This is a genomic window from Pseudomonas sp. RW407 (assembly GCF_003176655.1).
In the GTDB taxonomy this organism is placed as follows: Bacteria; Pseudomonadota; Gammaproteobacteria; order Pseudomonadales; family Pseudomonadaceae; genus Pseudomonas; species Pseudomonas delhiensis.
Map to the genome: position 1 here is coordinate 134,079 of NZ_QGSL01000106.1, position 5,819 is coordinate 139,897.

The following is a 5,819-nucleotide window of genomic DNA, read 5'->3' on the forward strand; positions in this document are numbered from 1 at the left end:
CTCGACTTCCGCGGCCAGGCGCTCGATCCGCTCCACCGCCTGGTTCACCACGCGGTCGCCGTCGTGGGCCTCGCGGTCGGCGGCGGAGGCGGCCTGGGAGGCCTGCTCGGCATTGCGCGCAACTTCCTGCACGGTGGCGGACATCTCGTGCATGGCGGTGGCCACCTGGTCGGTCTCGACCTTCTGGCTGTTGGCCCCGGCGCTGGTCTGGCCGGTGACCGCCGAGAGTTCCTCGGCAGCGCTGGCGATCTGCGTCACGCCGTCGCGGATGCCGCCGATCAGGTCGCGCAGGTTCCAGCTCATGCGCTGCATGCTCTGCTGCAGGCTGCCCAGTTCGTCGCGGCGGCTGACCTGGATGTTCTGCGACAGGTCGCCCGAGGCGATGCGCTCGACCACCTGCATGGTGTCGTGCAGCGGCCGGGTGATGCGGCGGGTGATGAACCAGGCGGCCAGGGCGCTGGCCAGTATCGCCAGCAGGGCCACGCTGGCCTGGGCCATGCGGCTGAAGGCCGCCACCTCGTCGCGCAGTTCGATCTGCTGGCGGGTCAGCGCCTGGGTGATCTCGCGGGTCTGCTCGGCGACCTTGATCAGTACCTGGCGGGCCTGTTCCACCGTGGCGGTGGCAGCCCGGTAGGCCTCGATGCACTTGGCGTAGCTCTGTTGGTCCGCCGCCACCGCCAGCAGCTCGGCAGGGGGCTGTGCGCCGAAGACCTTGGCCTGGCGCGGGAAGTTTTCCATGGCCAGGCGCATCTGTTCGTTCAGCAGCCGCTCGGACTCCGGCCCGGGGTGGGCCACGTAGCCCGCCGCGCGGTAGCGGACCAGCAGCAGGTCCTGCATCAGCTGCGTGCCGGCCTGGTAATAGGCGAAGCGGCGCTCGTCGTGCTCGTCCAGGCCCGCCGCCAGCGCTTGCAGGGCGCTGAGCGCCTTGAAGGCCCGCTCGGCGCGCTCGGCCATCTCGTCGCGAACGGCGCCGGCCGCATGGTTGGCGGCCTGCAGCTTGCCGAGGGCCTGGCGGTAGTCGCCGACCAGTGCGCCCTGTTGCTGCTCCAGGGCGAGCAGGTCCGCGAGGGTGGACAGCTTGCGCGCGCGCATCGCCGCCTGCCGGCGCTCGAAGTCGTCCAGCGCCGCGCCCAGGCGCTGCTCGCTGGCCGCCTTGGCGCCGTCCAGCAAATAGTCCTGCAGCGACAGGCGCAGCTCCGCCAGCGATTCGTTGAGCGCGCCGTAGACCTCCTGGGCCCGGCTGCGCTGCAGCAGGCTCTCGCGGCTGATCCAGTCGCCCACCGCGAGCAGCGCGGTAAGGCACAGGACCAGGCCGAAGCCCAGCCCCAGCTTGTAGGTGACACCGAGGTTGTCAAACCAGTTGCGCATGGCGCGAGTCGCTCCCGTTCCGGGCCCCCGGCACCCGGCGTGCGCGGAACGGGCCAGTTGAACCAGCTGTGCGAAAGGCCCCGCCGGCGATTGCCGGCGGGGCCCGTTGCGGTTGCTAGAAGTTGTTGGCGAGGTCGATGCCGGACTTGCCCGGCGAGAGGATGTTGTTCGGGTCCAGGGCGCGCTTGATGGCGTGTTCCACCTTGCGCTTGACCGGGCCGTAGATCTGCGCCACCCGCTCCTGGAAGGCGGTGTTCACGCGGTACACCGCGTAGCCCTCCTTGGCGAACTCGTCCAGCAGCTCGGCGAAGCAGTCGTGGGCGCGCTGGGTCTCCTCCGGGTCGGTGCGGTCGTAGAGCACGTCGATCACGTGGTGCATGTCGCGCCAGCCGACGATGAACTCGCCGGTGTAGTCCAGGCCGTGCTTGTTGAGGATCCTCTTGGCCAGCACCTTCTGCTTGTCGCATTCGCTGCCGCGCGCCTGGCTGACCGGGGCGAACCACATGGAGCCACCGCCGCCACGCCAGTTGTACAGGCCGAACTCCTGCAGGTTGGGTACGCCGCTCATGAGCTCGGCGCGGTACTTGAACGGCTGGGTGTCGCCGGCCTGCTCCTGGGTGACGATGCGGCCCTTGCCGGACTTCTTCACGGTCTCGGTGACGATCTTCCAGTTCACCTCCACCTGCTCGGCGGTGCCGTACAACGCCGCGTAGACGTTCCACTGGCCCAGGCCCTTGTCCTTGACGATCTTCTGGATCACCGAGTCCGGCGTCGCCCCCTTCTCCTTGATGTAGTCGGCGCGGCGCACGCTGATGCCGGCGGCCTCCCACAGCGCGTTGGCGATCACCACCGCGTTGGGGATGATCTGGGCGATGCGCAGCGGGCGGATCATTTCCACGATGTCGGCGATGTCCGCCTCGTCGTCGTAGACGATGCAGAAGGGCTTGAACACCGGCGGCTTGGGCATCAGCCAGAAGCCCATCTTGGTGCAGATGCCGTAGTTGGCCTGGGTGAACATGCCGTCCAGGGTCGGGCCGTAGCCCCACTTGAACACCTGCCAGGCCTTGTCGCCCGGCACCCCGCCCATGCCGGTGCGGTAGACGTCGCCGTTGGCCAGCACCACTTCCATGCCGCACTGCATGAGGAAGTGCTCGCCGTAGGGGGTGTAGCCCACGCCGCGGTCCATGGTGTTGCCCACCGGGCCGGCGATGGCCGAGGGCGCGGAGAAGGACAGCATCAGCGGCAGGTTGTGCTCCTGCAGGTAGTCGTAGAGCTGGCCGTAGGTGACGCCGGGCTCGACCAGGGCGGTGCACAGCTCGGGGTCGATGTGGAGGATCTTGTTCATCTTCTTCAGGTCGAGGATGACCTGGCCGCGTTGCGCCGGCGCCGCCGAGCCGTAGCCGAAGTTGCGCCCGGTGGAGATGGTCCACAGCGGGATCTTGAACTCGTTGCAGATCTTCACCACGCCCTGCACCTGCTCGAGGCTGGTGGCGGTGACGGCGGCGGAGGGCGCGTGCGCGGCGTTGTCCACCGGCATCATGATCTTGCCGTAGGGGATCAGCTGGTCGTCCTTGGCCAGGACGTTCTCCTCGCCCAGCAGCTTGCGGAACTTGGCCAGCGCCTGCTGGAAGTGGTTCGCATCGACTCCGCGCGGGAGCACGGCCTTGTTGGTTGCGTCAGTCATGGGATGTGCTCCTTCAAGCCTGGATCGAGAACGAAACGAAATGCCCGGCCAGCGGGCTCGGGTGGCCGGCGACCAGCGGCGCGGGCGCCGGCTCGCGCTCGCCCAGCGCGGCCAGGCCGTAGCCCAGGGTGGCGGCCCATTGCTCGGCGCTGCCGGCGCTGCGGGTGGCCGCGCCCAGCCGCAGGGGCTGCCGGGTACCCAGCGGGCACTGCTCGCGCAGGTCGAAGCCGGCGCCGCAGGCGTCCAGCTGCAGGCCCAGTTGCAGGGCGTGGCCGTGGGCGGCGTCCGTGGTGATCAGTCGGTGCCGCGAGGCGCGCGCATCGGCGCTGTGCTCACCGAGCCACTGCACGCGGGCGCCGGCGCTGCGCGCCAGGTCGACCACCAGCGCGGCGCTGGCATCGTCCAGCAGGCCGACGATGCGCTGCGGCCTTCCGGTCTCCAGGCGCCGCTGCAGTTCGCGGACGAAAACCAGGCTGGCATCGCTGCGCAGCACCTCGGCCCGGGCTGCGGCCGGGTTGGCGGCCAGGCCCTGGAGGAAGGCCGAGCCGACCACCGCCGGGGCCACCAGCACCAGGGCCGGCTGCGTAGGGGCGGCGCCGCCGATGTTGCGCGCCAGGGCCAGGCCGGAGCCGCCCATGGCGATGCCCGCCAGGCCGCCCAGGGCCATGCCCTTGAGCAGGGAACGACGTTCGAGATTCATGGCGTGTTCCTCAGGGCTTGGCCGCCGGCGCGGGCGCCTGCGAGATGTAGTCGGCGACCTGCTGTAACGCCTTGTCGTCGATGAAGGAAGCCGGCCAGGCAGGCATCGCCCGCAGGCCGTTGCGCGCCACCGCGACTATGTAGGGCGACGGCAGCTGGCGCCCCTTCAGCTCCGGCCCGATGCCGGTCTCGTGGCAGCGGCCGCAGACTTTCTCGTAGACGTTCGCGCCGCCTTTCCACACGCCGTCGCCGTCGGCGAAGGCGCTACCGGCCAGCACGAGCAGGGGCACGCAAAGGCAAGCAGCGAAGGTCCGTTTCACAGCCGGGCTGTCGAAGGATAAGGACATTTCGTACTCCATCTTGTTATTGGATTGGTGGGACCAGCGGCCGCTCAGAAGGGATAGGGCCGTGGCGAGTGCTGCAGGGTGATCCAGTGGTCGGTGGTGAACTCCTCGATCGCCCAGTCGCCGTTGAAGCGGCCCAGGCCGGAGTTCTTCTCGCCGCCGAAGGGCGCGTTGGGTTCGTCGTTGACCGGCATGTCGTTGACGTGGGTCATGCCCGCGTGGATGCGCTGGGCGAACTGCACGCCGCGCTCCAGGCTCGACGTGAACACCGCGCTGGACAGGCCGTATTCGCTGGCGTTGGCCAGCTCCAGCGCATGCTCGGCGTCGCGCGCGGCCTGGATGCCCACCAGCGGGCCGAAGATCTCCTCGCGGGCGATCTCCATGCCGGCGTGGACGTCGCCGAACACGTGGGGCGGCATGACGTTGCCCTGGGGCTCGCCGCCCACCAGCAGCCGGGCGCCCTCGTCCAGGGCCGTGGCGACCTTCTCGCGCAGGCCCTGCAGCTGGCGGTCGTTGATCACCGGGCCGACCACGGTTTCCGGCTTGCGCGGGTCGCCGTAGGGCAGCGCCTGGACGCGCTCGACGAAGCGCCGGGTGAAGGCCTCCAGCGCCGGCTGCTCGACGATGATGCGGTTGATCGCCATGCAGATCTGCCCCTGGTGGAGGAACTTGCCCACCACGGCGGCGTTCACCGCCTGCTCGATGTCGGCATCGGCCAGGACCACGAAGGGGCTGTTGCCGCCCAGCTCCAGGGCCACGTGCTTGAGGTGCGCGCCGCCGCTGGCGATGCGGCCGATGTTGCGCCCGACCTGGGTCGAGCCGGTGAAGGAGATGAAGGCCGGCACCGGGTGCTCGACGAAGGCGTCGCCGATCTCGCTACCGGCGCCCACCACCACGCTGAGCACGCCGGCCGGCAGCCCGGCCTCCTCGAACACGCGCGCCAGCAGCAGGCCACCGGACACCGGGGTGTCGCTGGCCGGCTTGACCACCACGGCGTTGCCCAGGGCCAGAGCCGGGGCCAGCGAGCGCTGGGTGAGGTGCAGCGGGAAGTTCCACGGGCTGATCACCCCGATCACCCCGAGTGGCATGCGGTACACGCGGCTCTCCTTGCCCGGCACGTTGGAGGCGACGATGCGCCCGTGCACGCGGTTCGGCAGGCTGGCCGCCTCCAGGGTGATGGCGCGCGCCGCGCCCCATTCGATCTGCGCCTTGAGCAGGGTGCTGCCGGACTCGCGGACGAGCCAGTCGATGATCTCTTCGCGGCGCGCATCGAGGATGCGCACCGCCTCGAGCATCACCCGGGCGCGCTCGGCGGGTGCGCTGGCGGCCCACGCCTGCTGGGCCTCGGCGGCCTTGGCATAGGCGGCGTCGAGGTCGTTGCGGTCGGCCAGGGCCAGGCGCAGCAGGTTCTGCCGGGTGTAGGGGTCGACGACCTCCAGGTGCCGGCCGCTGCTCCCGGCGCGCCAGGCGCCGGCGATCGGCTGTAGCTCGAGGTTCTGGTAGGGCTGGGGTCTGGTGCTCATCGTTGCTGGTGCCTCTTGACTGGACGAGGGACGGCCGCCGCCGGCCTGGGCGAAGGCCACGGAAACAGGGAAAAGGGCTGGGCGAAGGTCAGTCGCCGGGGCGGGCGAAGCGGCGCCGGGCAAGGGCGGGATGGGCTAGTGCACGGGCATGGCGGAAAGCGCAGGGGATGTTCATGTCGAAATCACCGGTTTCTTGTTATG

The 5,819-nt window shown here is 70.0% G+C and carries 5 protein-coding genes; all 5 read right to left on the reverse strand.

All coding sequences use genetic code 11. The annotated features are described in order from the left end of the window. The coding region (locus tag DK254_RS17500) for a methyl-accepting chemotaxis protein (RefSeq protein WP_109935773.1) at positions 1–1,368 on the reverse strand (1,368 nt) is incomplete at its 3' end. A gap of 115 nt (positions 1,369–1,483) precedes the next feature. Beyond that, complete coding sequence (locus DK254_RS17505; protein WP_109934800.1) at positions 1,484–3,052, reverse strand: FAD-binding oxidoreductase; 1,569 nt, start codon at positions 3,050–3,052, stop codon at positions 1,484–1,486. Between the two features lie 13 nt (positions 3,053–3,065). Then, on the reverse strand, positions 3,066–3,752 hold the full coding sequence (locus tag DK254_RS17510) for a hypothetical protein (protein ID WP_109934801.1): 687 nt from the start codon (positions 3,750–3,752) through the stop codon (positions 3,066–3,068). Positions 3,753–3,762: 10 nt separating this feature from the next. Next, a complete protein-coding gene (locus DK254_RS17515; protein ID WP_009618272.1) occupies positions 3,763–4,098 on the reverse strand; it encodes a cytochrome c in 336 nt (111 codons plus the stop codon). A 44-nt stretch (positions 4,099–4,142) separates the two neighbouring features. Beyond that, positions 4,143–5,618: an aldehyde dehydrogenase family protein gene (locus tag DK254_RS17520; RefSeq protein ID WP_109934802.1), complete on the reverse strand. Its 1,476-nt coding sequence runs from the start codon at positions 5,616–5,618 to the stop codon at positions 4,143–4,145. Between the last annotated feature and the right edge of the window lie 201 nt (positions 5,619–5,819).

Bases quoted from the DNA above. Each gene is read 5' to 3' on its own strand.
- DK254_RS17505 (WP_109934800.1), bottom strand. From the start codon at position 3,052: ATGACTGACGCAACCAACAAGGCCGTGCTCCCGCGCGGAGTCGATGCG.
- DK254_RS17510 (WP_109934801.1), bottom strand. From the start codon at position 3,752: ATGAATCTCGAACGTCGTTCCCTGCTCAAGGGCATGGCCCTGGGCGGC.
- DK254_RS17515 (WP_009618272.1), bottom strand. From the start codon at position 4,098: ATGTCCTTATCCTTCGACAGCCCGGCTGTGAAACGGACCTTCGCTGCT.
- DK254_RS17520 (WP_109934802.1), bottom strand. From the start codon at position 5,618: ATGAGCACCAGACCCCAGCCCTACCAGAACCTCGAGCTACAGCCGATC.